Below are 3,972 nucleotides of genomic sequence, written 5' to 3'. Positions count from 1 at the left end.
AGATTAGTCATCCTTCACAGTGGCGGTTATCCATGCCCAGCCAGAATCTTGAAGTCGAAATTGTACCATTAATAAACGATCAGGAACTCAATGTCAGTTACCGGTATTGGGAAGGTGCGGTTAGCCTTAATGGAACAAAAAATTGTAAAACAATTTCAGGGCAGGGTTATGTTTAGTTGACAGGGTATTAGTGAGCGCTGGGCCATTAACCTGTTTTTCAGTGATGGCTATCGGTTTATCTTTTGGATAGATAATTATCAGGCAGGTATGCATTTCCATCTTTGTTCTGGATCTAGGGTTTATGCAGGGCATAACAACAAAAAATACAGAGCGGTGAGCGTTTAGATGAAGAAGATTTTAGTGACCGGCGCTACCGGTCAAATTGGCGTGGAGCTGACGCAGACGTTGCGTGATAAATATGGCGCTGAAAATGTAGTCGCGACCGGGCATGACAGGCAGCAGACCAACGAATTGACGCAGGTAGGTCCCTATTGCCATCTGGATGTTCGCGATGCCTCGGCGCTTAATCAAATCGTTGAAGACTATCAATGCGATTCGATTTTTCATCTGGCCTCGTTGCTTTCCGTTGTTGCCGAAGCAAAACCGCTCGAGGCCTGGGACATCAACATGAACGGCCTGATCAATGTGCTCGAAATTGCCAGGACGCACCGTTGCGCCGTGTTTTTTCCAAGTTCCATAGGCGCTTTCGGTCCTGAAACGCCCGGCTTCGATACGCCGCAGGATACCCTTCAGCGGCCTAAAACGCTATACGGCATTACCAAGGTGTCGGGCGAGCTTCTTTGCGACTACTATTATCATCGATATGGTGTTGATACGCGCGGCTTGCGTTATCCCGGGCTGATTTCCAACAAAGCTCTGCCGGGTGGTGGCACGACGGATTACGCGGTCGATATTTTTTATGCGGCCATAAAAAACCAACATTATGATTGCTTTCTTCGGGCCGATACTCAACTGGATATGATGTATATGTCCGATGCGATTGCTGCCGCTATCAAGCTTATGGAAGCAGATAGTGCATGCTTAAAGCATCGTAACGCATTCAATATCACCGCCATGAGTTTTACGCCTGAGCAGTTGGCGGCGGAAATACAAAAACAACTACCCGACTTTACGGTCAGTTACAGCGTCGATCCAGTCCGCCAAGCGATTGCCGATTCCTGGCCCCGGCACATGGATGATAACGCTGCCCGCGCAGAGTGGGGCTGGCAGGCCCAGTATGATTTGACTGCTATGGTCAAGGATATGCTGGAACAAATAACGGTCAGTGAGCAAAGGATAAAAGGGGACGATCATGTCGCTAGATAAAGTAGAACAGTTGTTCAACTCCAAATTAATCAGCATTCAAGAACAAGGCTTAGGCAAAAGTAATGAGAAAATTATCACCGGTATAAAAGCTGCGGAAAACGGCTTTGGCCCACGCTATTTACTTGAAGGATACGGAGGCAGGGCATTCTTGCGGATGAATTCAAACTCTTACTTGGGGTTGGCGTTGCACCCTCAAGTCATAAAGGCCGAAGCCGAAGCCGCCGACAAGCTTGGCACTGGGCCCGGAGCAGTCCGATTCATCAGCGGAACCTATCAGCCGCATAAAGATCTGGAAACAAGGCTGTCCGAATTTCACGGACGCGACTCGGCCATGATATTTAGTGCCGCCTATGCGACGATGATGGGCGTTCTGCCCCAGTTTATATCGGAAGATACCCTGGTTGTCAGCGATGAACTCAACCATAGCTGCATCATTAATGCGATTCGCCTTTCCCATCCGGCCAGGAAAGAAGTTTATGCCCATGCAAATATCGATGTGCTGGATAAAATTCTTGCAGCCAACCAAGGGCAATTCAAGCGGGTTTGTGTCGTGACGGACGGCATTTTTAGCATGCGCGGTGATCATGCGCGGATCGACAAGATTGATGCCTGCTGCAAGCATCATGAAGGGGGCTATGAAGAAGGGGTTATCAGCATAGTTGACGATTCCCATGGTGTAGGAGCCTTTGGCCGAAACGGGCGTGGCACCGAAGAAGTGACTGGCGGGAAGGCGGATATTCTGATTGCAACGCTGGGCAAGTCTCTTGGTGTTAATGGCGGTTATGTAGTCGCCAGTTCGGTGGTGATAGACTACTTGCGCGAAACGTCTCCGTTTTATATTTACTCGAACCCTATTACGCCTGCCGAAGCGGCAGCATCTTTGGCTGCATTGAACATCCTGGATAGTCATGAAGGGTTTCATTTGCTCGAAAAACTGCGGGGCTTCAGTATTTCTCTCAGGGCCGGTCTGGAACGCTTAGACTATGAAACCTTGCCGGGTGAACATCCCATCGTGCCGGTCTTTATCAGGGATACGAAAAAAACATCAGCCCTGGTTGCCCATTTATTTGCCCATAATATTCTGGTGACCGGGCTGAATTATCCCGTTGTTCCCAAAGGCGAGCAGGAAATCAGGTTACAGGTATCCGCCGACCATACTGAAATGGATTTGAATTATTTATTGGACAGAATGGCGGAATTTAAGCCAGGTTGTCGGTAAGCCTGGTGAGTAAAGCGTTATTGCCCACCGTTATATGGGCAAATGGTGGGCAAACGATAAAGCTGTTTGCCCACCCAGAGCTTTTCAAGCATTCGGATAAGTTAAGTCATGTGGCCGTGCAGCATTCACATAAGGACGTGTCGGTAGGTGCTTTGAGAAATATTTACCGGCAAACCGGTTGGGAGTTGAAATAATGTTATGAGACCTTTGCGTGAACCCAAGCCCCTAAACTGGTAAAATAAGCCCTTATCAAAGTCCGAGCAATAGCCCATGTCCTGGAAGAACCTAGCCCAAACCAGTTTAAGCGATGCCCTAGTCAAGCACCACGAAGCGTTGGAAGAACTTGACGGCATCCACCAGTTGATTGATTGGCGGAAAATAGAACAGCAGATGTCGGGCATCCATGCCAAGAAACAGGGCGAGGCGGCGTGGCCGCCGTTGCTGATGTTCAAGGCCTTGCTGCTGCAAAGCTGGTATGGCTTGAGTGACCCTGGGCTGGAAAAGCAACTGGCGCGGGACTTGATGTTCCGGCGCTTCATTAACTTGGGGCTAAGCGAAGGCGTGCCCGACCACAGCACGGTCTGGCGGTTCCGCAACACGCTGACCAAACAGGGCTTGCTGGACACCTTGCTGGCCGAAGTCAGCCGGCAACTGTCCGCCAAAGGCCTGTACATCAAGGCCGGCGAGGCCGTCATCGTCGATGCCACCGTCATCGAGGCCAAGCAGAGCCGCCCGCGCAAGGGCAAGGACGGCGAGAACACCCAGGACAGCGAGGCCGGCTACAATGTCAAGGTCGCGGCCAACGGCAAGAAGACCGGCACCTACGGGTATAAGGCGCATATCAACGTGGATGAGGACGGCTTCGTCAAGGTCGTCGACTATACCCCAGGCAACGAACATGACTCGCAGTCCCTGAAAAAACTGCTGACCCGCACCGAGCAACAACTGTACGCCGACAAGGCCTACGCCAGCACGGAACACGACCGGCTCCTGGCACAGCGCGGCACCGCCAACCGCATCCTGCACAAGGCCAAGCGCAACCAGCCGCTGAACGAGCAGCAAAAACACCAAAACCGCCAGTGGCCAAGTGTCCGCTGCACCGTGGAACGGGTGTTTGGCATCCTCAAGCAACACTACGGCATCGGCAAGGCGCGTTAGCTGGGCCTTAAGCGCAACCAAACCCGGTTCATGCTGGCCGATGGCCTACAACATCAAGCGGGGCGTGGCTGTCCAGGCCGAGATGATGGCGTTTGCAGGATAGCTCCGTCCAATGAACGCAAAACGGCGGAAAATGGCCAAGGTTTTATGAAAAATGGCGTACTAAATGCGTATTTCAGCCGAGTATTGCCTATTAGGGGGCTATACCCATTCGAAAAAATTGGCACACACCATTCAGCCGGGGTTTTTGTTATCCGTGCAAAGGTCTC

The 3,972-nt window shown here is 51.3% G+C and carries 6 protein-coding genes; all 6 read left to right on the top strand.

All coding sequences use genetic code 11. From position 1 onward, the window contains the following. Positions 1-2 precede the first annotated feature (2 nt). Positions 3-176: a lipocalin family protein gene (locus ACLQ6D_RS09635; protein ID WP_411727070.1), complete on the top strand. Its 174-nt coding sequence runs from the start codon at positions 3-5 to the stop codon at positions 174-176. Between the two features lie 169 nt (positions 177-345). After that, positions 346-1,326, top strand: a complete 981-nt coding sequence (locus ACLQ6D_RS09630) for an NAD-dependent epimerase/dehydratase family protein (protein ID WP_411727069.1) — start codon at positions 346-348, stop codon at positions 1,324-1,326. Then, positions 1,313-2,545, top strand: a complete 1,233-nt coding sequence (locus tag ACLQ6D_RS09625; protein ID WP_411727068.1) for an aminotransferase class I/II-fold pyridoxal phosphate-dependent enzyme — start codon at positions 1,313-1,315, stop codon at positions 2,543-2,545. The genes ACLQ6D_RS09630 and ACLQ6D_RS09625 overlap by 14 nt, the downstream gene beginning before the upstream one ends. Positions 2,546-2,550: 5 nt before the next feature. Beyond that, on the top strand, positions 2,551-2,739 hold the full coding sequence (locus ACLQ6D_RS09620) for a type II toxin-antitoxin system HicA family toxin (protein WP_411727067.1): 189 nt from the start codon (positions 2,551-2,553) through the stop codon (positions 2,737-2,739). A gap of 76 nt (positions 2,740-2,815) precedes the next feature. Then, positions 2,816-3,703: an IS5 family transposase gene (locus ACLQ6D_RS09615; RefSeq protein ID WP_411727066.1), complete on the top strand. Its 888-nt coding sequence runs from the start codon at positions 2,816-2,818 to the stop codon at positions 3,701-3,703. Positions 3,704-3,733: 30 nt separating this feature from the next. Beyond that, the coding region (locus tag ACLQ6D_RS09610; protein WP_411727065.1) for a hypothetical protein at positions 3,734-3,972 on the top strand (239 nt) is incomplete at its 3' end.

The sequence above is a fragment of the Methyloglobulus sp. genome, from assembly GCF_046714055.1.
Classification (GTDB): Bacteria; Pseudomonadota; Gammaproteobacteria; order Methylococcales; family Methylomonadaceae; genus Methyloglobulus.
Note: the sequence above shows the minus strand (reverse complement) of the source record. Positions and strands in the feature narration are given on the sequence as shown.

Excerpts from the sequence above, each read along its gene's own strand:
- ACLQ6D_RS09630 (WP_411727069.1), top strand. The coding sequence starts at position 346 with ATGAAGAAGATTTTAGTGACCGGCGCTACCGGTCAAATTGGCGTGGAG.
- ACLQ6D_RS09625 (WP_411727068.1), top strand. The coding sequence starts at position 1,313 with ATGTCGCTAGATAAAGTAGAACAGTTGTTCAACTCCAAATTAATCAGC.
- ACLQ6D_RS09615 (WP_411727066.1), top strand. The coding sequence starts at position 2,816 with ATGTCCTGGAAGAACCTAGCCCAAACCAGTTTAAGCGATGCCCTAGTC.